Here is a 24,441-nt window from a genome sequence, read left to right as displayed (position 1 = left end):
CATACGGTAGAAAAAATCGGCGGCACTTCTATGAGCGACTATGTTGCGGTGCGCGATAACATTATTCTGAAACCGGTTCATCACGACTCGCTCTACAATCGTATATTTGTTGTTTCAGCTTATGGCGGTATTACCGACTTGTTGCTGGAGCATAAAAAAACCGGGCAACCCGGTGTGTTCGGTTTATTTGCAAACGGAATACATGATGATAGCTGGAAACAAGCTTTAGCAGATTTAAAGCAAAAGATTTTCACTATCAATGAAAGTTTTTATAAAAAACCTGACAATCTTGAACGTGCTAATCAGTTCATAGGTGAACGTCTTGATGATGCTGAACGCTGTTTGGCTGATCTACAAAGACTTTGCCAGCATGGCCACTTTGAGCTGGATATGCATCTTGAAACCGTGAGGGAAATGCTCGCCAGTATTGGTGAAGCTCACAGTGCATGGAACATGACGCAGTTGCTTCAGCGTGATGGTATTGATGCTATTTTTGTTGATTTAACCGGCTGGCAAACAGACAAGCACTTACCTTTAGACGAACGTATCAAAATCGCTTTTCAGGATATCGACCTCAAAAAGCAATTGCCTATCGTCACCGGTTATGCACATAGCGATGATGGTCTAATGTCAACATTTGACCGTGGTTACAGTGAAATGAGCTTCAGTCGTATTGCTGTTCTAACCAACGCTAGTGAAGCCATCATTCACAAAGAATTTCATCTCAGCAGTGCTGATCCCCGATTAGTGGGTGAAGATAATGCCGTGCCTATTGGCCGAACAAATTACGATGTTGCCGATCAATTAGCTAATCTAGGTATGGAAGCCATTCATCCTAAGGCGGCTAAAGGCTTACGAAGAAATGAGATTGCTCTGCGTGTACGTAATACATTTGAACCTGAACATGCCGGCACATTAATTACGGGTGACTATATCAGTGCAACCCCCTGTGTTGAGATCATTGCCGGTTGCAAAGGGGTCTATGCGTTTGAACTCTTTGATCAAGATATGGCGGGTAATATTGACGTTTATGATCGTGAAATTCTGACGATGATAGACAGATTTAAAGCACATATCATCTCTAAAGATATCAACGCCAACACAATTACCCACTATCTCTCTGCCAATCTCAAAACAATAAAACGTATCCGTAATGCCTTACAAGAACGTTTTGTTGATGCTGAAATTAATCAACAAAAAGTGGCGATTGTGTCTGCCATCGGCAGTGATATGAAGATCCCAGGTATTTTGGCAAAAACCGTTGGTGCACTTGCAAAAGAAAACATCAGTGTTTTAGCCATGCATCAGTCCATGCGTCAGGTTGATATGCAGTTTATTATCAATGAAGATGACTATGACGATGCCATAAAGAGCCTGCACAGTGTGCTGGTAGAAATTCACGATCACGGAAGGGCCATATGTCTCGCTTCTTAACGATTAGTTTTTTTATTGCTCTGTTGTTACCTGTTCAGCTGTTTGCGGCTGAACAGGTTCCTTCTGAACAGCAGATGCGAGAGTCAGTTGATAACCTAAAAGAACCGTTATATACCCCGTTTATAGAACGCTATGTGCTGGATGAGCTAAAACAACTACGCACAGATATGGCTGCTCAGCGGGCAGAAATGATTCAAATGACTGTTGATAAAGAACTGTCAGCCGCGGACAGGGCTGTCGGTTATGCGACCGATACGGTGACCTATTTTTTCTATCTTATTGCTGCAGCATCATCAGTGTTAGTTTTGGTGGGCTGGTCATCTATTCGTGAAATTAAAGAGCGTGTTCATACGCTGGCAGACCAAGAAATCAACAGCCTGATCAATGAGTATGAAAAACGTCTTCATGCTATTGAGCAGCAACTCAGTAAAGAAACACAACAGATCGAAGAAAATCGCGAGAAGATTGAGCACACACAAGAAGTGCAGTCGTTGTGGTTAAGAGCAGGACAGGAAACCAGTCCAAGTAACAAAATTGCGGTATATGACCAGATCATGGCGATAAGACCCTATGATGTTGAAGCCTTAACGTATAAAGCGGATGCTGTACTGGAGCTTGATGAACCACAGTGGGCGTCAAATCTTTGTCATCAGGCCTTGGAGTCTGATCCGGAAAATGGCCATGCCTTTTATCAGTTGGCGTGTGCCAATACCGCCATGAATCAGTTTGATGAGGCTATTCGTTATCTGAAACAAGCTATTCAGTGCAGTGATACCTATCGTGAACAGTGCAAAGATGATCCGGCGCTTGAGCCGTTGAAGTCACATCCAGAACTGGAACTATTACTAAAAAATACAGTTGAAAGTTAAGCCTCCTAGCGCGGTGGTTTTTGCAAAAGGAGGATGACATGATTTGGAGTTTTTTAGGATTTCTTGCCATTTTTGTGGCTATTGGTGTGAGTTCTGTTTTTTTCAGTCGTGGCACTAAGAAAGATTATTACCTGGCCAGTAGTGACATTCCTCCTAGTCTTGTTGGTTTATCTGCTGTAGCCACAAATAATAGTGGTTATATGTTTATTGGCGTGATTGGTTATACCTACGCCACAGGTCTCGCTTCCATCTGGATTATGATTGGCTGGATTTTAGGCGATCTGATCGCCTCTACTTTTGTTCATTCCCGTCTGCGTCGTGCCACCAGTGACAGTGCTGAACCGAGTTATGCCGGTGTATTAAGTAACTGGTATGGACAGAATGATATTGTCCTGCAGCGACTCATTGCGCTGATTTCTCTGGTGTTATTGTTAGCTTATGCTGGTGCTCAACTGGTTGCTGGCAGTAAAGCTTTGCACGTTTTATTTGGCTGGCCTAGCTACACCGGCGCGATTATCGGCGCCATTATGGTGACCTTATACTGTTTTGCTGGCGGAATAAGGGCGTCTATCTGGACGGATGCTGCTCAATCGGTGGTGATGATTGTGGCGATGAGTTTAATGTTGTTCATTGCAGTAACCACATTGGGTGGACCTTCAGCCGCGATCGTTGAAATGGATAAGGTCGATGGTTTTCTAAATTTGTTCCCTCAGGATTTAGTGATTCCCGGTTTAACGGGTGGTGTCTTATTTGCCCTGAGTTGGATGTTTGCTGGCTTTTCAGTCATTGGTCAGCCGCATGTGATGATTCGTTTTATGGCTTTGAGTCATGGCAATAAAATGATGAGAGCACGTTTATGGTACTACTTATGGTTTACAGCATTTTATTGCCTTGCTACCGGGGTAGGTATGTTATCCCGAGTTTATCTTGGCGATGCAGGTTCTTTTGATGCCGAGTTGGCATTACCCAGGATGGCTATGGAATTATTGCCTCCCGCTCTAGTTGGTTTGGTGCTTGCTGGTGTGTTTGCTGCGACAATGTCGACCGCTGATTCACTTGTTTTAAATTGTTCGGCAGCAGTAACCCATGATTTATTGCCACATAACATAGAAAATACCTTGATTCTGAAGTTGAGCACGATTGGGATTGTCACGGTTGCCTTGCTGTGGGCATTAACCAGTTCAGAGAGTGTATTCAGTCTGGTCATTTTTGCCTGGTCTGGTCTGGCGAGTGCATTTGCTCCCTTGCTTATTACTTTATGTATGGGGTTCAGACCGAGTCAACGACTGAGCATTATTGCCATGTTAATTGGTTTGTCTGTGGCTTTATTATGGCGCTATTTTGGTTTGCACAATGCTGTTTACGAAGGTCTGCCGGGCATCATGAGTGGTTTGCTGATATTGGTTGCTGGACTTGTCTGGAAAAAAAAGACAGTGGGGACGACACATAGAGTCGTTTCTGATTCTTCATCTTAGTTAGATTGATTTGATATGGGGGCAAGCAAGTCCTCTTTCAGATCTGTATCAAAAGGGTCAGCACCAAACCATATCTGATAGTAGGATTCTGCTAGTGTGGATGACGGACTATGGGCGAGCTGGCGGCCGTTTTTAAATAAATACAAACCGTCTTGTGTTTGTCTTATATCGTAACTATCACCTTCATTAACATCTTGATAAGCAGCATTAAACTGTTGTAACTCTGTCTCAATATTTCTATATTCAGCTGCTGTTAGATTACGCTTCAGTAGCGTTTCCGATGCTTCAATAAAATCACTGCTTTTAATGCTACGGTGATAAAGAAAAGAGAGTTGTTTCTCGCCACGAATTTCAGGCAGTTTACTGCAATCAGGACGATATATGGCGGCATCAGCGACATCGATAAATGCCATCACACTAATCGCGGTTTCATGACATTTTTGTAATGATGGCGATGTGTCTACCACTGAATCAGGAAAGCTATTGTTTGCCGATGTCACGCTGGAGAAAAGTATTGCCATAATCATGGGGAATAGTTTGAGCATCATCAGTTTGCTTTCCTGCTCTGTAGAAATGAAACAAGCCTGCATTACAATCTTCACACTGTGAATTTAAGGTGAAACCGCACCAGCACTTGTTTCACATCAAATTCACAGATTGCTCAATACGCTATTTCCATGTTTGAAGGACTGATATGAAATCGCTCAGATACTGGTTTGATAGTAAATACGACAAGGTCAATGCCTCGGTCGATAACACGATTGATTGGTTTAGAATCATACCGTTTATCGCACTGCATTTAGCCTGTCTCGCTGTTTTTTGGGTGGGCGTATCACCTGTTGCTCTGATAACCGCTGCCTTGTTGTATTTCATCAGAATGTTTGCCATCACCGCTTTTTATCACCGTTATTTTGCTCACAAGTCATTTAAAACAAGTAGGCCGGTGCAGTTTATCTTTGCGGCGATTGGTGCTTGTTCAACACAACGTGGTCCCATCTGGTGGGCTGCCCATCATCGTCAACATCATCGCCATGCTGATACCGCATCGGATCCGCATTCACCGAATGATGGTTTTTTATGGAGTCATCTCGGCTGGTTTCTGACAAAGCGTTACTTTCAGGCGGACTATCGCCTTGTGAAAGATTTGACGCGTTATCCTGAGTTACGCTGGCTCGACAGGTTTGATATTGCGATGCCAGTCATACTGGCGATAGCCTTATTTGGCTTTGGTGAATGGTTAAACTGGATCAAACCTGAGTGGCAGACCAATGGCTGGCAGATGCTGGTGTGGGGCTATTTCATTTCAACCGTTGTGCTGCTTCATGCAACTTTACTCATCAATTCTCTGGCCCATAAATGGGGTAAACGCCGCTATAACACCGAGGATGGTAGCCGAAACAATTTTTGGCTGGCGTTATTAACACTGGGGGAAGGCTGGCATAACAATCATCATTATCATGCGTCATCGGCCAGACAAGGCTTTTATTGGTGGGAAATTGATATCAGCTTCTATTTACTTGTTTTAATGAAAAAACTGGGGCTGATATGGGATATGCGAACCATTTCAGCTGAAAAGCGTGATCACCGAGCTGGGATACAGGTGATTAAATGAAAATTGCGATTGTTGGTGGCGGGATTTCTGGGGTAACAGCCGCATGGTATTTATCTAAACAGCATGATGTTAGCTTGTTTGAAGCTAATGATTACATTGGCGGACATACAGATACCCATCAAATTGATATCGCAGGTAAGACGTGGTCCGTAGACACTGGCTTTATTGTTTTTAATGAATACAACTACCCCAATTTCAGCCAGTTATTACGTGAGTTGGAAGTGGATGCCTTTGACACTGAAATGAGCTTCAGTGTGCATAACGTTGATACCGGCTTGCACTACAATGCCACCAATCTCAATAAATTATTCTGTCAGCGTAAAAACCTCGTCAACCCCAACTTTTATCGCATGATTAGGGATATTGTGAGATTTTATAAACAATCTCCCGATATTCTTAAACAGCCGAATAATACTCAAACGGTTGGCGAGTATTTGAAAAAACATCATTACAGTGATGTTTTTATTCATGACCATCTGATTCCTATGGCCTGCGCATTGTGGTCCGGGCCTTCTGTCAGTCTGCTGGAAATGCCAGTACGGTACCTGATTGCCTTTATGGCTAACCATAAGATGTTATCGCTGACCAGACGACCACAGTGGCGTGTTGTTGATGGTGGCTCAAATCAGTATATAAACCAATTTATTAAAAGGTTTTCTGGGCAGATTCATCACAGTTCAGCCGTTGAAAAAATTCAGCGTATCGATAACGGTGTGGTGGTGACAGTCAATGGTCAACAACAGTCATTTGATGCTGTTGTATTAGCTTGCCACTCCGATCAGGCCTTATCAATTCTGGCCGACTCCAGTTATGACGAGGCCACCGTCTTGGGCAATATCGACTATCAGAAAAACCATATGCAATTGCATACAGATGAGTCAGTGTTGCCGCCTAACAAAGCGGCCTGGGCAAGCTGGAATGTATATGTGAGCCCGGCGCTACAAGAGAAGTGCACGGTTTCTTATCACATGAATACCCTGCAAAAATTAGAGGCTCCCGTGGAGTTTGTTGTATCTCTCAACTCTGCAGAGCGTGTTGATCCTGAAAAAGTATTGGTGGAGCGCCATTACGCTCATCCGGTGTATAACGAAAAAACCATGGCTGCACAGCAACGCTGGGCTGATATTTCTGGCCAGCGCCAAACCTACTTTTGTGGCGCTTATTGGGGATGGGGATTCCATGAAGATGGGGTTCGCAGTGCTCTAAACGTTGTGCAGCAAATTAACGGGAAGGCTGAATAAGATGTTTTCCACAGCATTAATGAAAGGAGAAGTCAGTCACACCCGTGTCAGCCCGAAATTTCATCAATTTCGCTATCCCATCGCTATGTTAATGCTCGATGTTGATGAGATTGCTTCCACCTTTGAGGAAAATCGCTGGTGGTCTGTTGAGCGGTTTAATCTAATCAGCTTTAAGCGTAAAGATTATCTTGGCAGGCATTCCGGTGATTTAAAAACTACCGTTGAGTCATTCATTTTTAAACGTACCGGCGAACAATTCTCGGGCAAGGTTTATCTGCTGACACACCCCCGTTATCTCGGTTTTGTCTTTAATCCGGTGAGTTTTTACTTTTGTGTTAATCATCAGGGACAGCTGGAATATGTACTCGCTGATATCAATAACACACCATGGGATGAACGTTATTGTTATGTTTTAAAAGCGGAGAAAAATACGCATTCACAGTCGGTCATTTCTGTATTTGATAAACAATTCCATATCTCGCCTTTTATGCCGATGGATATTCAATATGAATGGCGTTTTTACTGGCGTGACGATGCGTTGAGTATCGATATGCATTTGTTTCGACACAATGAAAAACAGTTCACAGCCGACATGACCCTAAAAGCCGAGGCTCTCAGCCAAAAGGCCATGTCACGCTTACCATTAGATTTTCCGATGCAGACCGTCAAAATAGTCTGGCGAATCTACTGGCATGCGCTAAAACTCTGGCTACGCAGAGTGCCTTTCTATAATCATCCACACACATCATCAGAAAATCATCGCGATCGAGGTAAAGCTTCTTTGAAGGATAAATCATGACACCACCAATTCATGCAAACCGACAAAATTCCTTGAGAATCAGCCCATTTCATCGTCTCTGTATGCATCTTCTTTGTAAGCAGCTAGCACGTTTTGAAGAAGGATTTTTAGTGATTGAAATGGCTGACCTAAGACTTGAGTTTGGTGACCCAACGGCTGAATTAAAAAGTCATATTTTTGTTAAACATCCGCATTTTTTTGAAGCAGCGGTATTAGGCGGCTCAGTCGGTGTAGCTGAATCTTACATGGATGCCGAATGGCAAACGGATGATTTAACCCGACTAATACGCTTATTTGTCAGAAACCGACATCTGGTGGATGGCATGGAGCAGGGAATAGCCAGACTGGCAGGTTTATTAATGCAAGGCGTGCACTGGCTGAGAAAAAATACTCGTGCTGGCAGCCGCAAAAATATTGCCGCCCATTACGATCTGGGTAACGACCTGTTTGAGTTATTCCTGGATCGTGAGCACATGATGTATTCGTCTGCACTTTATTATGATTCAGCTGAGAGTTTAGAGCAGGCACAAAGTAATAAACTCGCGCGCTTGTGCGATAAGCTGGATTTACAACCTGACGATCATTTACTGGAAATTGGCACAGGCTGGGGTGGATGTGCTGTTTATGCCGCCCTTCATTATGGTTGTCGGGTAACCACTACAACTATTTCTCAGCAACAATACGACTACGCGATTCGTCGTGTGCGTGAATATAACCTCCAAGACAAAGTCACCGTATTACTGGAAGACTATCGGGACTTAGAGGGGCAGTACGACAAGCTTATCTCGATAGAAATGGTTGAGGCTGTAGGCCATCATTTTATTGATGAATTTTTTCAGCGTTGTAGTGATTTGTTAAAAGCCGACGGTATCGCCGTTATACAGGCAATTACACTGGAAGACCACCGTTATCAGCAGGCTGTTAAGTCGGTCGATTTTATTAAGCGATTTATCTTCCCCGGTAGTTTTATTCCTTGTGTCAGTGTCTTGGTGAATTCAGCAGCAAAAGCGGAAATGAAACTCAGCAATTTGGAAGATATCGGTACAAGTTATGCCAAAACTCTGCAGATATGGCGTGAACGTTTCTTCGATAAACTCGATGAAGTCAAGGTGATGGGGTACGACGATCGCTTTATAAGAATGTGGGAGTTTTATCTTTGTTACTGCGAAGGTGGTTTTATTGAACGCAGCATCAGTGATGTTCATTTAGTTTTCAGTAAACCAGGAAACCGACAGCCATCGTGGATTCCCGGACGTGGCTAATATCTTTAACTTTATTGCTTTTCAGTTGGTCTGGTTTATCAGTATCTTCTCTGCCGCTGCTGAGAGCAGCCGTTATGCGCTGATAGCAACCGCCCTATTTATTATTATCCAGCTCTGGCTGAGTCCATGGAAAAAAACGGATATCAAGCTGATTTTATTGGGGTTGATAGCAGGGATGCTGTTAGACAGTATCTGGCTGAATACGATGCTAATGAACTATGCCGATAAAACCTTTGTTTATCTTGCTCCCTGGTGGATTGGCTGTTTATGGATCAACTTTATGTTGACCTTGAATCATTCGCTGAGCTGGCTGCAACACAAGCCTGCTTTATTAACATTATTGTGCATTGTCGCAGCTCCTTTATCTTACTATGCTGGCAGTGAAGCTGGTGCCGTCACGCTCAATACGCCATTTCTGGCATTAGCTGTGGTATCGATAAGCTGGGCTATCTGGATTCCTGTTCTAATGCGTTTTGCAAACCATTGGCGAGAAAGAGAGGAGGCAGAACATGCTTGAGCTGAGTCTTTTAATCGCCAGCATCACCATGCTGATAGGCTGGATTTATGAAGGGAAAACTAATAATGCCGGTGTAGTGGATGTGCTCTGGTCGGCACTGATGGTATGTTTGCCCATTATGTATGCTTGGCAGATGGACGGTGACATTGTATTAAGAATTGCCAGTGCAGCATTAATGAGCCTTTGGTATTTGCGCTTATTTGTTCATCTTTCAGCACGTGTTTTTTCAGAACCTGAAGATGGTCGTTATCGCTATCTTCGCGACTATTGGGGGGATAAAACCCACCGCAATCATTTTTTCTTTTTCCAGTTCCAGGCCGTATTAGCATGGGGATTTACCTTACCGATTTGGTGGCTGGCACAGGTTGAGACGTTTCAAATCATTTGGCTTGTGCTTGCCTTTATTTTGGCCATTGGTGCCTGGGTAGGCGTATATATCGCTGATAAACAACTGGCCGAGTTCAGACAAAACCCGGCTAATAAAGGCAAGGTTTGCCAACAAGGTTTGTGGTTTTATTCTCGTCATCCCAATTATTTTTTTGAATGGTGTCACTGGTTCAGTTACCCGGTTATAGCCATCGGCATGGCTGGTGGTGAGTGGTTATGGCTGATGCCTGTCGTGATGTTTGCCTTTTTGTATTTCATTACCGGCATTCCCTATACCGAACAACAAGCTATCAGAAGTCGCGGTGAGGCTTACCGTCAGTATCAACAAACAACCAGTGCATTTATCCCTTGGAGAAAGAAAAATGGGCATGATTGATTTGGCAGAAAAAAAGTGGTTTCCGGATAGCCTGATTCGCATAGGGATACGGCAATTATTGAAACAGCGCTTAAAAGATGAATCTGCCTTTGAACCGGATAAACTCAGTCAGCGTAAACAACACTGTATTGAACAATTAAAACGAAGCCCAATAGCGATTGAAACACAGGCGGCCAATGAACAACACTACGAAGTGCCGGCCGAGTTTTATAAAGAAGTGCTGGGTAAACGCTTTAAGTACAGCGGTTGTTATTGGACCAACAGTTGTCTGACGCTCGATGATGCCGAAGAAGCGATGCTGGATATTTACCTGCAGCGAGCCGAGCTCAAGAATGGACAGCAGATCCTTGAACTGGGCTGTGGCTGGGGATCGTTAACAATTTATATGGCAGAAAAGCTGCCGTTTGCCAAAATTACTGCTGTGTCTAATTCTCACTCACAAAGAAAATATATCGAAAAACAATTACACGAGCGGGGACTAAGTAATGTTCAGGTAATCACCTGTGATGTCAATGAGCTGGAACTGGACCAGCAATACGATCGAGTAGTGTCGGTGGAGATGTTCGAACACATGCGTAATTATCAGCGCTTATTCGATAAGATTGCTCATTGGCTAAAACCGCAAGGTAAGTTATTTGTTCATATTTTCTGTCATCGAGAAGTGGTTTATCCCTTTGAAACGGAAGGGGATGATAATTGGATGGGACGCTATTTTTTTACCGGTGGTTTAATGCCATCTGCTGATACCTTATTGTATTTCCAGTCTGAACTGTCCATAGAGCAGCAGTGGTTGATCAATGGCAGTCACTATCAGAAAACAGCCGAGGCCTGGCTGGAAAATACCGATAAAAATGAGGCCAATGTGTTACGTTTATTCCAGCAAGTCTATGGGGATGAGGCTGATACCTGGTTACAGCGCTGGCGTTTGTTTTTTATGGCATGTGCCGAATTATTTGGCTTTGATAATGGTAATCAGTGGTTAGTGGGGCATTATCTTTTTGTGAAAAATGAGTAACTGATGGCGAAAAATAAAACCACCCTTCATGCCAAGTTAATCAAAGTCTTCCTGATACAGGTTGCATTAATCAGTCTGGTGACCGTCGGCGGCATCTATGCTGCCAAAGTGATGGTGGAAGGGATGTTGGTTCGCAAAGCCTTAGAGGGCGAAGCTCAGCACTTTTGGGAAATGCGAGAGCAAAACCCCAATTTCTCTCCACCCGATACCATGAATTTAAAGGCTTACCTGAGCACGAATGGCGATTATTCCTCTTTACCTAAAGATTTGATTCACCTGTCACCAGGTTATCAGCGCACAAAAGTGAATCAGGAAACACCAATTGTTTATATAGAAGATAAAGGTAATCAGCGACTTTATCTTATTTTTGATGAAGTGAAAGTCTCTCGTCTGGCCTTATTGTTTGGCATATTGCCGCTGGCGGGGGTCTTAGTCGTGTTATATATCCTGGCATGGATAGCTTATCGTCAATCCCATAAAGCCGTATCCCCAATAGTGAAGTTAGCTAAGTCAGTGAGACAAGCCGAAATCAGATATGGCAGTCTCCCTGATTTTGATTTGCAGGAATTGCGTGATATTCCTGATGATGAAGTGTCGAGTTTAGTGGGAGCGCTGGATCAATTTACTCAGCGCCTTGAACTGTTTATTGATAGGGAACGTCATTTTACCCGTGATGCCAGTCATGAATTGAGGACACCGATTGCTGTTATCCGAAGTGCGATGGAATTACTCGAACGTCGCTATGATGTCGCTAATGATAAAACGATGCGACGGGTATATCGTACTTTATATGATATGGAATCGTTGATTGAAACCTTACTAATCCTGGCCAGAGAAGAAAAGGCGGTACTGCCGGTTCAGGATGTTGATATTAACTCGATGGCATTGAAACAGCTGGATACGCTTGAGTCTTTATTCAAAGATAAAGCGGTGAGTGTCAGCGTTGATGAACAAGCGAAATTAGTCGTGAAGGCACCTGAATCGGTTGTTTCTATTTTGATGAGTAACTTACTGCGTAATGCCTTTAATTACACTCCCCAAGGAAATATAGTGATAAAAATCTGGGAGCAAGGTTTTTCGATCACCGATAGTGGTGTCGGCATGAGTGAACAACAAGTCAAAAATGTGTTTGAGCCTTTTTATCGGGGAGAGGGGAATAATAACGAGAAGGGCTATGGTTTGGGGATGACCATAGTAAAACGCTTGTGTAATCGCTATGACTGGCATCTTCGCGTTACCAGTGAGTTAGGCAAAGGCACGGAAGTGAGTGTGCATTTCCCTAAATCACAGATAGAAATCTAGTCTTTACAAGTCTTTTTCTTCACATAACTTATAACCTACACCAGGAATGGTGTGCAGCAAATGCTGCTGATACGGTTTATCAATCAGTTTTCTGAGATTATAGAGGTGGCTACGTAATGTATCGCTATCCGGTGTGTCTTCACCCCAGATTTCGGTTTCCAGCTTTTCGCGGGTGACCAGCTTGGGTGACTCACGCATCAGAATTTTTAGAATCTGCAGCATGATCGGCGAGAGCCGAATTGTTTCACCTTCACGAGTGACGCGCATGGTTTTCGGATCAAACACCATATCAGCAATCTGTAATGATTTTGTATCCATCTCACCCCGATGGCGGCGGATATGCGAGATCAATCTTGCTTCCAGCTCTTTCATCTCAAATGGTTTGATTAAATAGTCATCAGCGCCGTATTCAAAGCCACTCAATTTATCATCTAGTGTATCTCTGGCTGTCAGCATGACTATGGGCATGTCCAACTGTAGCTCACCGCGTATACGTTCACAGACTTCAAATCCATCGATGCCCGGCATCATCACATCCAACACAACAGCATCATAGTGGTTCTGGCTGCATAGCTTTAATGCGGTCAAACCATCAGCGGCAAAATCGACCGTCATGCCGCCTTCCTCTAAAAAGTCCCCGACATTCGCCGCAAGATCCTGATGATCTTCGACAATGAGTACGGTGGCTGGGTTAATCTTCATCTCTTCGTCCTTACTATTTATCGGGTGCAGCGTAAGCATAACGTATTGATGTATGCGGTTTGTGAAAAAGTCATTATTTTGTTTAGGAATAATCTAAAAATACAATTGACTCATTAAATAACAATCATTATCATTAACATCCAAGACTTAAAGAATAGGCACTACAATGATTGTATGTATCTGTAACAATGTGAACTCAGACACCATTACCGAGGCGATGGAGTCCGGTGCAAACACGCTGCATCATATTCGTGAACAGACGGGTGCATCTGCATGTTGTGGTAAATGCCAATTTAAAGTCAACCGTATGTTGAATGACTTCGAACAGACTGATGTTATGGCTTCAGCTTGTTCAGGCGAAGGCTAATCTTCCCGCAATCTGTTTTTAACTCATTTTAATCCTTAGCGATTCTCATTATTACCATCAGTCCAATCTGTAACAGTTAGCTGTTTCCAGCAAGGCCAAGTTCTTGCTACTCATCTAAGCTAAGTTGATAAACACTAAGGTGTTTTTGATTTTTATCCCGAAAAATCTCACTTAACGGATTTCGTCTACTGCGACGGATATATTTCAATCTAGATGATAATAATTCCGATTTTATTTTTAAAACAGTCGTTTAGCTTTGACATTTGAAAAAGACAAACGATAATCATGGCAACTTTATACAAAAATGAGGGGTTGTTATGAAAGGCGATAAAAAAGTTATCGAATATTTAAATAAAGTATTAGGAAATGAACTGGTAGCCATTAACCAATATTTTCTTCATGCCAAAATGTATAAAGATTGGGGCTTACATAATCTATACGAACATGAATATCATGAGTCGATAGATGAAATGAAACACGCTGACAAATTAACCGAGCGTGTTTTATTTTTGGAAGGTCTACCTAACCTGCAGGATCTTGGTGCACTGCGTATCGGTGAAAACACAAAAGAAATGCTGGAAAGTGATTTAGCTTTGGAATTAGACGCTATTCCGGATCTACAGGAAGCGATTAAATATTGTGAGTCAGTGGGTGACTACGTTACCCGTGATTTATTCCAGGATATTTTAAATTCAGAAGAAGAGCATGTTGACTGGTTAGAAACACAGCTTGGTCTGATTGAGAAAATGGGTCTACAAAACTACCATCAAGCACAAATTGTTAAAGAAGCAGAATAATAACTAACGCATTATCCAATTACATAAACCCGAACATGACAAAGTCTGTTCGGGTTTTTTTATATTGGCATACGTAATTACACGGATTGTAATTTATCCTGTAACTAGGTAACTTACCGATTATTGTAGATTCTTCAATTTATTCACGCTCATTCTCTGGAGGTCGGGAAAAGCATGACTAGGTTTAAGCAGTATGATAAAAGTGATGATGCCATCATCTCTTCCCCTCCAAGCCGGGCTTCTTTAACTCCACCTGCCGTTCTACGTGATTTAGCCAAACAGTGTGATGTACGTTTTAATGGCAATGAGCCCTGGGACATTCAGGTTCATCATCGTGATGTTTACTCCCAGATATTAACGAAAGGCTCATTAGGCTTTGGTGAAAGTTATATGGATGGCCTTTGGGACTGTGAACGCCTGGATGAGCTTTTTTATCGAATCATGCGAGCCAATATTGAAGAACATCTGGTCGGTGTAGGCAAATTTGCATTAATTTTTCAAAGTCTCCGTCATCGTTTCTTTAATCTGCAAACAGTAAAGCGGGCTTATCAGGTTGGTGAGCAGCATTATGATATTGGCAATGATGTGTTTGAAGCCATGCTGGATCCGACGATGAGTTATTCATGTGGTTTCTGGCAAAAGGCCGATACACTGGAACAGGCCCAGCTAGATAAGCTGGACATGATCTGTAAAAAACTGCAGCTCAAACCTGGCGAGAAACTACTTGAAATAGGCTGTGGTTGGGGTGGCTTAGCCAGACATGCAGCAAAAAATTATGGTGTTGAAGTGTTAGGAATCACCATATCTCAAGAGCAGCAAAAATTAGCTCAACAACGTTGCCAAGGCTTAGCTGTCGAAATTCGTCTGACCGACTATCGCGACTTAGATGGCCAGTTTGACAAGATTGTTTCAGTGGGGATGTTTGAGCATGTGGGTGAAAAAAATTACCCTATTTATTTCGACACAGTAAATCGTTTACTGAAAGACGATGGTTTATTTCTTCTACATACGATTGGCATATACAAAACCATCCACCGTGTTGATCCTTGGATTGATAAATATATTTTCAGAAATGGAAAACTGCCATCAGCTGAGCAGATAGCAGGGGTTTTAAACAAACGTATGGTGATTGAAGATTGGCATAACTTTGGGCAAGACTATGCACTGACCTTACTTGCCTGGTGGGACAGGTTTGAGGAAGCCTGGCCAGAGTTGTCACAAAAATACAGCCAGCGTTTCTACCGTATGTGGAAATATTACCTGATGAGCTGCGCCGGATTCTTCAAGTCACGCCAGGGACAGCTTTGGCAAATTGTTTTGACCAAGCGTGACCGTTTAGAAACGTATCGATCTATTCGCTAGTTATTCATGAAGCAGCACATTGAGTTGATCGACCACTTCTGCCCAGTCTGAATCTTCTGATAAACACTCCTGAATGAAAGCCTTTTGTGAGGCTGTCCAGAACTCAGCTTGTTCGATAGGCTGTTCTGGCTCTAGCTTATGCTGTTTTATGAACTCATCCATAGCTGCAGAACTATTATCCAAACCTAACTGAAGAAATAAATTTTCCAGTGAATGCAAACTTGTATCCATGGTAATGCCTCTTGTTTTCAAAAGTCTTAATTGTCTTTCATATTAGTACAATAGCTAGTGCCTGGCTTTCAAATTTATAACTAATTTTACTTATCGCCCCAATCTAAGCGTAAAATCAAAAAAAAGCTTAAAATAGTGTAAACTATTGCACACAACTTAATATGGTGTGATTGTTATGGAAAAAAGATTGTTTACCACTACTCAACTTGCCAGCTTACTTGGGGTTACTGCCAGAACCATACAGCTCTGGGCAAATAACGGCTTAATTAATGTTGTAAAAACACTAGGCGGCCATAGACGAATCTCTGAAGATGAAGTGATTCGACTCGCTGAAAAATTAGGGAAACCGATTCCTGAAGAACTAAAAATACCTAAAAACTCGACGATCAACCTGAACGCTGAGCTGACAGTTTTACTTGTTGATAAAGACCGTGATTTATCTAAATTATATGAATCCCAGTTGCTGCAGTGGCAGGAAGGCTTACCGACCAATATCCACATAACAGATTGCGGCTTAGATGCGCTGATTATGTCTGGTCTTCATAAACCAAACCTTATTATGGTTGATTGGGATATGGATGATATTGATGTGATAAATATGGCTCGTGCCATCAGAAAGAACAACGAAACCCAGCATGCCAAAATTATTATCATGACCCAACACGATAAAGCGGCTTTAATGAAAAAGCTGACATTGCCAGACAATGTGATTTTAGAAGAAAAGCCGGTATCTTTTGCCTTGATAAAACGCTTACTTGAAAAACAGACAGGATAAATGGCTTGCTGAGAATTTAAAGTGATAGGGGAAACAAGCTACCAATTTACGAGTAGGGGAGAGACTGTTTTATCTATGCCTTTGGTGAAGCTGAGCATGTTATCTGCTATTCAGGGTAAGCCGTTAGAACTTATCTTTTGCTATTTGCAGAGATCAAACAAAGATAATTGACCGATTCATAAAATAGTCATAATTGAATGCTATATTTTCTGAATCGCGGGTATCAGTTACACCTCTCTCTTACTCTCCTCGGCTTCAAATTGTTGCTTTTTAGATGCCCGCTTTTTTCTATGGCAAGCCCCACTTAACAAAAACATTACACCCCTGATGTCATCCAAAGTGGGCGTTTGCCGCCACAAGTTTTATCCAGGCGATTAAGCTATACAGAGCAGGTTTTTTTACCATGATTGTAAAACGGATAAATCAATAAGTATTAGCAATTAACAAACAGTAAAATTTGTTAAAACAATCTGGAAAAAGTTTCTTGGATGTTAGTGCAGGTATGAATTCCTAAAATAGTCCAACGGCGACATGATTATATAATCATGTTCTTGTTAAGGTATTGAGATATATATGGATTTATGACAGCTAGACATTAGGTTGGTACCGAGGGTGGGAATCGAACCCACACTGAGTTTCCCCAACCGGATTTTGAATCCGGCGCGTCTACCAGTTCCGCCACCCCGGCAACCTAAGCGCGAAATTATAACGTCTACCCCTGTGGATGGGAAGACCGATTTTCATTTGTTACCGACGCTAAAATCTAACTGGTTGATAGTAATAGCTAAAGGTACATTTATTCCACACAAATCATGGTGATTTGTATTAATTAAATGCTGTTTTCATAGACATTTTGCTATGATCGCGCCATGAAAACGAGTGACTTCCAATTTGATTTGCCCGAAGAGCTGATCGCCCAATATCCTTCTGAAAACCGAACGTCCAGTCGATTATTGTTTTTGGATGGGAATAGTGGACAGCGTCAGGATTTACAATTTACCGATCTTTTATCTCTGCTGAAACCGACTGATTTATTGGTGTTTAATAACACCAAAGTCATCCCTGCACGACTGTTTGGCGTGAAGGATAGTGGTGGCAAAGTGGAAGTATTAATTGAACGTGTACTTGATGAAAGTCGGGTGTTAGCCCATATAAGAAGTAGTAAATCGCCTGCTGCAGGCCGTCATTTACAACTGGAGGGCGCCCTTGATGTAGAAGTGTTGGGCCGTCACGATGCCTTATTTGAACTTAAGTTTCACGGTATTGAGTCTGTTATTGATGCATTAGAAGCGTATGGACGACTGCCGTTACCACCTTATATTGAAAGGGAAGTTGATAAGGAAGATTTAGACCGTTATCAAACCGTTTATGCCCGAAATGTCGGTGCGGTAGCAGCACCAACAGCAGGTCTGCATTTTGATGAAGCGTTATTAAATAGAATCCGTGAAGCGGGTATTGAAACAGCAGAGTTAACTTTGCATGTGGGCGCTGGTACATTCCAACCTGTCAGAGTGGATGATGTTCGGTCGCATCAAATGCATAAAGAAGTGATCGATGTCAGCGAACAGGTGGCAGAACAAGTCAAAGCAACAAGGGCACGCGGTGGTCGTATAATTGCAGTGGGCACTACCAGTGTTCGTGCTTTAGAGTCGGCTTCTGCTAATGGCGAGATTTCAGCTTATCAAGGTGAAACGGATATTTTTATTTATCCCGGTTACCAATTTAAAAGTGTTGATGCCATGGTGACGAATTTTCATCTGTCTGAGTCAACATTATTAATGCTCGTCTCTGCTTTCGCAGGTAAACAGCACATCATGGATGCATATCAGCATGCTATCCAGCAGCGTTATCGGTTTTTCAGTTACGGTGATGCCATGTTTATAACAAGGAATAATAATGAAGTCGTTGGATAATGTTCGTTTTGTGCTGGTAGGGACAACGCACCCGGGTAATATTGGTGCCGCTGCCAGAGCAATGAAAACGATGGGGATAACGAATTTACATCTTGTCTCGCCAAAAATTTACCCAAGTGCTGAAGCGACTACGCGGGCATCGGGTGCTGATGATGTATTACACCGTGCCGTGGTTCATGATAGTCTCGATGAGGCTCTGGTTGGATGTCATTATGCTTTTGCGATGAGTGCACGCTTGCGTCACTTGCATGTGCCAGTGATGAATCCACGTGAAGCCGTCACGCAACTTGAAAAATTCGATGATGACACGCATATAGCTATTGTGTTTGGTCGTGAACACTCTGGCCTCTCTAATGAAGAGATCGATCGTTGTCAGTATTTAGTTAATATTCCTGCCAACCCGGACTATAGTTCTTTGAATCTGGCGGCCGCTGTACAAGTTGTGGCCTATGAACTCAGAATGAGCTTTCAGCCCAATATTGATCATGGCCGAATTGGTGAAGAGCGTGAAGCGATAACAGCGGACGATTTAGCTCACTTATATGATCACTTTGAGCGTTCATTAACGACGATTGGTTTTCTGGACCCAGAGAATCCACGGTATTTATTACGGCGGATTCGTCGCTTATTCAACCGGGCTGATCTGGATCGTAATGAACTACAAATTATGCATGGTATTTTGCGTGCAGCAGAAACCAAAGCGAGGAAAGAATGACAGAAAATATAAGCCGTTGGGAACGTATCAAAGAAGATATTTCTTGTGTATTTGATCGTGATCCAGCAGCGCGTAATGTCTTTGAAATTGTCACAACTTATCCTGGTGTGCATGCACTGCAATGTCATCGGTTGAGCCATTGGCTGTGGCGTTCAAACTGGAAGTGGTTAGCGAAGTTTATTTCCTCGATTGCTCGTTGGTTGACGGGGATTGAAATTCATCCGGGCGCGAAGATTGGTCGTCGCTTTTTTATCGACCATGGCATGGGTGTGGTGATTGGGGAAACTGCTGAAATTGGTGATGATGTGACGCTTTATCATGGTGTGACATTAGGCGGTACATCATGGAAAGAAGGCAAACGTCATCCTACGCTGGGCAATAATATTGTGGTCGGTGCCGGAGCGAAAGTGCTTGGACCGATTACACTTCATGATGGTGCTCGTATTGGTTCTAATGCCGTGGTGGTTAAAGATGTGGCCTCAGGCGACACCGTTGTTGGTGTGCCGGGCAGAGTCGTTAAAACCAATCTGAGTGAAGATGAAAAACAGCGCCAGAAACTGGCTCAATCTGTGGGCTTTGATGCCTATGGCACATCGAGTAAAACTATGGACCCGGTAGCTTCCGCTATTCATGGTTTAATTCAGCATGTTCATGCGATGGATAAGCGCGTTGATGCCATGTGCAAAACAATTCACAGGCTCGGAGGCGAGTTACCAGACGTGGAAATGCCGGATCTGGAAGGCTGTGATATCTATAAAGATAATGAAGAGAATAAAAGTTGACTAAAATAGTCAGGCATGTAAACTTTACTGGATAAAGTTTATTCTGGATTGGTAAGAATGCGTTTAACCACAAAAGGTCGCTACGCGGTGACTGCGATGCTCGATCTCAGCCTCAATTATGGCGTAGGCGCGATAACACTGGCAGATATTTCAGAAAGACAAGGTATCTCTTTATCTTATCTGGAACAGTTATTTGCCAGACTGCGAAAACAAGGTCTTGTTAGCAGTTCTCGTGGTCCGGGTGGTGGATATCGATTAAGTCGGGCGGCAGACACCATTACTGTTTTAGATGTTATCTCTGCTGTTGATGAAAAAGTGGATAGTACCCAGTGCGAAGGCCGACAAAATTGTCATGGCCATGAGCAGTGTTTAAGTCATGAGTTATGGCAAAGCCTAAGTGATCAGATTCGTGTGTATCTTGATGGCATTACTCTGGCTCAAGTTGTGTCTAACTTTGAGAAGAGTCGAAACGGCGAGAAAGTCATCGCATTTGATATGATTTAGCTTATTCGGCGACTGACTGCATCTGCTGTTAAGTAGTAGACTTTTCCAATCCAATTATTCAATGTCAATTGATGAGTGCTTTTGTTCTCATTCAGATTGAACATCCTTAATAAGCTAGCGTCTTAATCACTGAGTGATATAGGTGAAAATATGATTACATTGACAGAATCTGCCATTAACCGTGTCAGAGATATGATGACCAAACGTGCTTCAGGAGTCGGTTTAAGAATCGGTGTCGTCAAAAGTGGTTGTTCAGGTTACAGCTACGCACTTGACTATGCAGACGACGTGGCTGCTGACGATGTCGTTGTTGAACAGGGTGATGTCAAAGTCGTTATTAATGAAGAGGCCATGCCGATACTGGATGGTATGGAACTCGACTTTGTTCGCGAAGGGTTAAACCAGAGCTTCAAATTCCGAAATCCTAATGTGGTTTCTGAGTGTGGCTGTGGTGAAAGTTTCAGTGTCACCAAATAAGCGATAATATTTATTCTCACTAGTGCCCGCTAAATGCGGGCATTATTGTTTTTAGCACCATGAATTTAAATAAAGCTCAGTATGAGCCAGTTAATATCTAGTGAATAACATGACAGAACTAAGTAACCTTGAATTTGATGCCGCTCACATCTGGCACCCTTATACCAGCGTGACCAATCCGCCTCTATTACACGAGGTTGTGTCAGCAAAAGGCGTGAGATTAACTCTGGCTGATGGTCGTGAAGTGGTTGATGGCATGTCATCCTGGTGGTCAACCATTCATGGCTACAATCATCCGAAGCTTAATGAAGCCGCTCATCAGCAAATAGACTCGATGTCTCATGTCATGTTTGGTGGGCTGACACATGCACCGGCAGTCAATCTTGCCAGAAAGCTGGTGGAGATTACTGATGACAGTTTGCAGTATGTATTTTTAGCCGACTCAGGTTCTGTGTCTGTTGAAGTGGCGATTAAGATGGCCATTCAATACTGGTTCGCTCAGGGCAAAGCCGAAAAACATCGACTGCTGACGTTTAGAAATGGCTATCACGGTGATACCTTTGGCGCGATGTCGGTCTGTGATCCGGTTAATGGCATGCATAAGATGTTTGAGAAAGTGCTGCCGAAGCATTTGTTTGCTGCTGCACCAGAGTGTCGGGATGATGCTGATTGGCAGGATAGCTATATCGAAGATTTCAAACAATTGGTGGAAAAACATCACCATGAATTAGCCGCTGTTATCGTCGAGCCTTTGGTTCAAGGGGCGGGCGGTATGCGTGTGTATTGTGCCGAGTATCTTCGTCAGATCCGTGCTTTATGTGATGAATTTAATATCCTGTTGATTTTTGATGAGATTGCGACTGGCTTTGGTCGAACGGGCTCCATGTTTGCTTACGAACAGGCTGGTATCGTTCCGGATATTATTTGTATGGGTAAAGCTCTGACCGGTGGTTATATGACGCTGGCGGCGGTGATGTGTAATCAGCAGGTGGCTGATGGTATTGCGGCAGATGGCTCAGGTGTGTTGATGCATGGCCCCACCTTCATGGCGAACCCGCTGGCTTGCCGCGTAGCAGCTGCCAGTATTGATTTGTTATTGGAGAGTGATTGGCAGACCCAGGTGTCAAATATCGAAAACAGGCTTAATACCGAGCTGACAAAATATCGTGATCATGAATTAGTGAAGGATGTCAGAGTCAAAGGAGCGATTGGTGTGGTGGAACTCAATAAACCCCTTGATGATGCGATGGACTGGCTGCCCGGATTTATCATTGACCAGGGCGTCTGGATCAGACCATTCAGAACCATGATTTATATTATGCCGCCTTACATCATCGATGAGTCTGATCTTCATTTGTTATGTGATGCTATAGGCAATATTTTGAATAAACTCAGGTTCAGCTGATTATTAAGCCATATTCTGCTGAGTTCAGAGTATCTGCCTCCGTTTGATAAGCATAATCCTGAGTTGAATCAAGCAATACGCTGATGTGACTTTTCCGGTGGTTTACTGTTATGTATTCACGTTGTTGTCCCTAGAAACAACGCACCCTAAAAAAGAGGAATTGATTATGTGGACTAAACCAGAATACTCAGATATGCGTTTCGGCTTTGAAGTTACTATGTATATTTGCAATCGTTAAGATTGATAAATAATAATAAAAAAGCCCTTGGAGTTTGACTTCAAGGGCTTTTTTTATTTTTCCGATTGGTTAATCGGTTTTATCAATCATACTAATAGAATTAAGTCGTTGTACCTATTTATATGCCTCGACTACAATGCGAACTGTCACTTACGACACTAATGCAAAAATTAAGGAGCAAATAATGTCTACATTGATTAATACAGAAATCAAACCATTTAAAGCGAATGCTTACCACAATGGCGAATTCATCGAAGTTTCAAGCGATGATCTGAAAGGTAAATGGTCAGTTTTCGTTTTTTACCCAGCTGACTTCACTTTCGTCTGTCCTACAGAATTAGGCGATGTTGCAGACCACTATGCTCAACTGCAAGAAATGGGTGTAGAAGTTTACTCAGTTTCAACTGACACACACTTCACTCACAAAGCATGGCACGATGCATCAGAAACCATCAAAAAGATTAAATTCCCAATGATTGGTGATCCAACAGGTGTTATCAGCCGTAACTTTGAAGTGATGATTGAAGAAGAAGGTCTGGCTCTTCGCGGTACATTTATTGTTAACCCAGAAGGTATTATCAAAGCCGCTGAAATTAATGACCTGGGCATCGGCCGTAATGCCAAAGATTTAGTTCGCCGTGTACAAGCTGCACAATATGTTGCAACTCACGATGGTGAAGTATGTCCTGCTTCTTGGCAGCCAGGTGAAGAGACTCTGTCTCCATCATTAGACTTGGTTGGCAAAATCTAATCAGGCTATATCGACCTGTCCGGGCTTTGCCCGGGCAGCGTCACTAAACTACTTATAGATTAAGGTAAATTATTATGTTGGATGCAAATATCGCCGGACAACTGAAAGGTTATCTGCAAAACATCAAACGCCCAATTGAATTGATTGCGGCATTAGATGACAGTGCTAAAGCGACTGAAATGCGCGATCTATTGCAAGAAATCGCCGATATGTCAGCGGACATCAGCTTTATTGATGATGCTGATAGCGATTCACGTAAACCGTCGTTTCAGATTAAACAACCCGATGGACAGGAAAAAATTCGTTTTGCCGGTATTCCTATGGGCCACGAATTTACATCGCTGGTGTTGGCTCTGCTACATGTCGGTGGGCATCCAACAAAACTCGATCAGGAAGTGATCGACCAGATTAAAGGGCTGGAAGGGGAATATCACTTTGAAACGTATATTTCGCTTTCATGCCAAAACTGCCCGGAAGTGGTGCAGGCATTAAATGTGATGGCGGTTCATAACCCGAATATTTCGCACACCATGATTGACGGTGCGTTATATCAGGAAGAAGTGGATCAGCGAAAAATCATGGCGGTGCCTACTGTTTATTTAAATGGTGAAAATTTTGGTTCAGGCCGTATGAGTCTGCCTGAAATTATTGCCAAATTAGACAAGGGTGCGGTTAAACGCGAGGCAGAAAAAATCAGTGCGAAAGAAGACTTTGATGTACTGATTGTCGGTGGTGGTCCTGCCGGTGCGTCAGCCTCTATTTATGCTGCACGTAAAGGGATCCGCACAGGTATCGTGGCTGAACGTTTTGGCGGTCAGGTGATGGATACTATGGCGATTGAGAACTTCATTTCTGTCAAAGAAACTGAAGGGCCTAAGTTAGTAGCGGCTTTAGAAGAACACGTCAAAGAATATGAAGTGGACGTGATGAATCTTCAGCGTGCAAAAGGTCTGAAAAAGAATGGCAAGATGATTGACGTTGAGCTGGAAAGTGGAGCGACGCTGTCTAGTAAAACTGTCATCTTAGCGACCGGGGCACGTTGGCGTGAACTGGGTGTGCCTGGTGAGAAGGAATACCGTGGTCATGGTGTTGCCTATTGCCCACACTGCGATGGTCCATTATTTAAAGGTAAA

Annotated in this window: 27 protein-coding genes and 1 tRNA gene; 24 read left to right on the top strand and 4 right to left on the bottom strand. The window is 43.0% G+C overall.

The window, feature by feature from the left end:
* From B2248_RS04745 to B2248_RS04735, 3 genes are all read left to right on the top strand, one after another.
* A partial coding sequence (locus B2248_RS04745; protein ID WP_286722241.1) for an aspartate kinase occupies positions 1–1,434 on the top strand: 1,434 nt, incomplete at its 5' end.
* On the top strand, positions 1,419–2,303 hold the full coding sequence (locus tag B2248_RS04740; protein WP_273181990.1) for a TPR end-of-group domain-containing protein: 885 nt from the start codon (positions 1,419–1,421) through the stop codon (positions 2,301–2,303). The genes B2248_RS04745 and B2248_RS04740, both read left to right, overlap by 16 nt.
* Positions 2,304–2,341: 38 nt before the next feature.
* Positions 2,342–3,778, top strand: coding sequence for a sodium/proline symporter (locus B2248_RS04735; RefSeq protein WP_273181988.1), 1,437 nt, complete (start codon positions 2,342–2,344; stop codon positions 3,776–3,778).
* Here the strand turns inward: B2248_RS04735 and B2248_RS04730 are convergent.
* The gene (locus tag B2248_RS04730; RefSeq protein WP_273181986.1) at positions 3,775–4,326 is read right to left on the bottom strand and encodes a chalcone isomerase family protein; all 552 of its coding nucleotides are present in this window, start codon (positions 4,324–4,326) and stop codon (positions 3,775–3,777) included. The genes B2248_RS04735 and B2248_RS04730 overlap by 4 nt on opposite strands.
* Positions 4,327–4,472: 146 nt before the next feature.
* Here B2248_RS04730 and B2248_RS04725 point away from each other — a divergent pair, with 146 nt between their 5' ends.
* The 8 genes from B2248_RS04725 to B2248_RS04690 are packed head-to-tail and all read left to right on the top strand — an operon-like array spanning position 4,473 to position 12,289.
* Positions 4,473–5,390 (top strand): acyl-CoA desaturase, encoded by a 918-nt coding sequence (locus B2248_RS04725; RefSeq protein ID WP_273181985.1) that lies wholly within the window; start codon positions 4,473–4,475, stop codon positions 5,388–5,390.
* Positions 5,387–6,631 carry an NAD(P)/FAD-dependent oxidoreductase gene (locus tag B2248_RS04720; RefSeq protein WP_273181983.1) on the top strand — a complete coding sequence of 415 codons (1,245 nt, stop codon included), beginning with the start codon at positions 5,387–5,389 and terminating at the stop codon, positions 6,629–6,631. The genes B2248_RS04725 and B2248_RS04720 overlap by 4 nt, the downstream gene beginning before the upstream one ends.
* A 1-nt stretch (position 6,632) precedes the next feature.
* Positions 6,633–7,430, top strand: coding sequence for a DUF1365 domain-containing protein (locus tag B2248_RS04715; protein WP_273181980.1), 798 nt, complete (start codon positions 6,633–6,635; stop codon positions 7,428–7,430).
* The gene (locus tag B2248_RS04710; RefSeq protein WP_273181978.1) at positions 7,427–8,692 is read left to right on the top strand and encodes an SAM-dependent methyltransferase; all 1,266 of its coding nucleotides are present in this window, start codon (positions 7,427–7,429) and stop codon (positions 8,690–8,692) included. Before B2248_RS04715 ends, B2248_RS04710 begins: the two co-directional genes overlap by 4 nt.
* Entirely contained in the window at positions 8,685–9,209 is a 525-nt protein-coding gene (locus B2248_RS04705; RefSeq protein ID WP_273181976.1) for a DUF2878 domain-containing protein, read from the top strand. Before B2248_RS04710 ends, B2248_RS04705 begins: the two co-directional genes overlap by 8 nt.
* On the top strand, positions 9,202–9,972 hold the full coding sequence (locus B2248_RS04700; protein WP_007145557.1) for a DUF1295 domain-containing protein: 771 nt from the start codon (positions 9,202–9,204) through the stop codon (positions 9,970–9,972). Before B2248_RS04705 ends, B2248_RS04700 begins: the two co-directional genes overlap by 8 nt.
* Positions 9,965–10,987, top strand: a complete 1,023-nt coding sequence (locus tag B2248_RS04695) for an SAM-dependent methyltransferase (RefSeq protein ID WP_286722236.1) — start codon at positions 9,965–9,967, stop codon at positions 10,985–10,987. Before B2248_RS04700 ends, B2248_RS04695 begins: the two co-directional genes overlap by 8 nt.
* A 3-nt stretch (positions 10,988–10,990) precedes the next feature.
* Entirely contained in the window at positions 10,991–12,289 is a 1,299-nt protein-coding gene (locus B2248_RS04690; RefSeq protein WP_007145555.1) for a sensor histidine kinase, read from the top strand.
* A gap of 3 nt (positions 12,290–12,292) precedes the next feature.
* Here B2248_RS04690 and B2248_RS04685 read toward each other — a convergent pair whose 3' ends face one another.
* On the bottom strand, positions 12,293–12,991 hold the full coding sequence (locus B2248_RS04685) for a response regulator transcription factor (protein ID WP_007145554.1): 699 nt from the start codon (positions 12,989–12,991) through the stop codon (positions 12,293–12,295).
* Positions 12,992–13,157: 166 nt separating this feature from the next.
* Between B2248_RS04685 and B2248_RS04680 the strand changes: the two genes are divergently transcribed.
* The 3 genes from B2248_RS04680 to cfa all read left to right on the top strand — a co-directional run bounded on the left by B2248_RS04680 (position 13,158) and on the right by cfa (position 15,517).
* Complete coding sequence (locus B2248_RS04680; RefSeq protein ID WP_007145553.1) at positions 13,158–13,358, top strand: (2Fe-2S)-binding protein; 201 nt, start codon at positions 13,158–13,160, stop codon at positions 13,356–13,358.
* A 317-nt stretch (positions 13,359–13,675) separates the two neighbouring features.
* A complete protein-coding gene (bfr, locus tag B2248_RS04675; RefSeq protein ID WP_007145552.1) occupies positions 13,676–14,155 on the top strand; it encodes a bacterioferritin in 480 nt (159 codons plus the stop codon).
* Positions 14,156–14,329: 174 nt separating this feature from the next.
* A complete protein-coding gene (gene cfa, locus B2248_RS04670) occupies positions 14,330–15,517 on the top strand; it encodes a cyclopropane fatty acyl phospholipid synthase (protein WP_273181970.1) in 1,188 nt (395 codons plus the stop codon).
* Here the strand turns inward: cfa and B2248_RS04665 are convergent, their stop codons facing one another.
* Positions 15,518–15,748: a DUF2789 domain-containing protein gene (locus B2248_RS04665; protein WP_007145550.1), complete on the bottom strand. Its 231-nt coding sequence runs from the start codon at positions 15,746–15,748 to the stop codon at positions 15,518–15,520. It abuts the gene before it with no gap.
* Positions 15,749–15,923: 175 nt separating this feature from the next.
* On the opposite strand from B2248_RS04665, the gene B2248_RS04660 reads away from it, so the two are divergent.
* Positions 15,924–16,523 carry a helix-turn-helix domain-containing protein gene (locus B2248_RS04660; RefSeq protein ID WP_273181966.1) on the top strand — a complete coding sequence of 200 codons (600 nt, stop codon included), beginning with the start codon at positions 15,924–15,926 and terminating at the stop codon, positions 16,521–16,523.
* Between the two features lie 601 nt (positions 16,524–17,124).
* Here the strand turns inward: B2248_RS04660 and B2248_RS04655 are convergent.
* Positions 17,125–17,211: transfer RNA gene (locus tag B2248_RS04655), tRNA-Leu, on the bottom strand.
* Between the two features lie 181 nt (positions 17,212–17,392).
* Here B2248_RS04655 and queA point away from each other — a divergent pair.
* From queA to ahpF, 9 genes are all read left to right on the top strand, one after another.
* Complete coding sequence (queA, locus tag B2248_RS04650; RefSeq protein WP_273181965.1) at positions 17,393–18,436, top strand: tRNA preQ1(34) S-adenosylmethionine ribosyltransferase-isomerase QueA; 1,044 nt, start codon at positions 17,393–17,395, stop codon at positions 18,434–18,436.
* Entirely contained in the window at positions 18,420–19,151 is a 732-nt protein-coding gene (locus tag B2248_RS04645) for an RNA methyltransferase (RefSeq protein WP_007145546.1), read from the top strand. The genes queA and B2248_RS04645 overlap by 17 nt, the downstream gene beginning before the upstream one ends.
* Positions 19,148–19,933, top strand: coding sequence for a serine O-acetyltransferase (gene cysE / locus B2248_RS04640; protein WP_273181960.1), 786 nt, complete (start codon positions 19,148–19,150; stop codon positions 19,931–19,933). The genes B2248_RS04645 and cysE overlap by 4 nt, the downstream gene beginning before the upstream one ends.
* Before the next feature lie 57 nt (positions 19,934–19,990).
* A complete protein-coding gene (locus tag B2248_RS04635; RefSeq protein WP_007145544.1) occupies positions 19,991–20,437 on the top strand; it encodes an Rrf2 family transcriptional regulator in 447 nt (148 codons plus the stop codon).
* Between the two features lie 150 nt (positions 20,438–20,587).
* On the top strand, positions 20,588–20,914 hold the full coding sequence (locus tag B2248_RS04630) for a HesB/IscA family protein (protein ID WP_007145543.1): 327 nt from the start codon (positions 20,588–20,590) through the stop codon (positions 20,912–20,914).
* Positions 20,915–21,023: 109 nt separating this feature from the next.
* A complete protein-coding gene (bioA, locus tag B2248_RS04625) occupies positions 21,024–22,319 on the top strand; it encodes an adenosylmethionine--8-amino-7-oxononanoate transaminase (protein ID WP_273181958.1) in 1,296 nt (431 codons plus the stop codon).
* Between the two features lie 166 nt (positions 22,320–22,485).
* Positions 22,486–22,557 carry a pyrroloquinoline quinone precursor peptide PqqA gene (gene pqqA / locus B2248_RS04620; RefSeq protein ID WP_081443609.1) on the top strand — a complete coding sequence of 24 codons (72 nt, stop codon included), beginning with the start codon at positions 22,486–22,488 and terminating at the stop codon, positions 22,555–22,557.
* A 184-nt stretch (positions 22,558–22,741) separates the two neighbouring features.
* Positions 22,742–23,308, top strand: coding sequence for an alkyl hydroperoxide reductase subunit C (ahpC, locus tag B2248_RS04615; protein ID WP_273181955.1), 567 nt, complete (start codon positions 22,742–22,744; stop codon positions 23,306–23,308).
* 74 nt (positions 23,309–23,382) lie between these two features.
* The coding region (ahpF, locus tag B2248_RS04610; protein ID WP_286722228.1) for an alkyl hydroperoxide reductase subunit F at positions 23,383–24,441 on the top strand (1,059 nt) is incomplete at its 3' end.

Origin of the sequence: Methylophaga sp. UBA2012, from assembly GCF_002335235.1 — a bacterium.
In the GTDB taxonomy this organism is placed as follows: Bacteria; Pseudomonadota; Gammaproteobacteria; order Nitrosococcales; family Methylophagaceae; genus Methylophaga; species Methylophaga thalassica.
This window is presented reverse-complemented; position numbering and strand designations above follow the sequence as displayed.